Genomic DNA, 292 nt, shown 5'->3' on the forward strand with positions numbered 1-292 from the left:
TCCAGGAGAAAAAACACCTTTGCAAAACTTTAATTTTTCTCTTTCATTGCGTACAATTGTAGATATTGAAAAAAAGATAAAATCAGAATTATAAAAAGAGAATGTATATGTGATATAACTTATCATTGTTTTTATGAAAAAAACGTATATTTTAAGCAATTGATGAGAATTGATAAACAATGCGAAGGCCTACTTATATGAACAAATTTAAAAAGCGTATTCTTGCTTTATTTTGTATTGCACCGTTGAGCGTAAGCAACCTACTGGTAAGTGGATGTTTAATTTCTCCGGT

At 28.8% G+C, this 292-nt stretch carries 1 pseudogene; it reads left to right on the forward strand.

Going from position 1 to position 292, the window contains the following annotated elements:
- Positions 1-179: 179 nt before the first annotated feature.
- Positions 180-292: pseudogene (locus ACFIK8_RS11995) on the forward strand (peptidylprolyl isomerase); the annotation flags it as partial.

This window comes from Bartonella sp. MR168JLCBS (genome assembly GCF_042194175.1).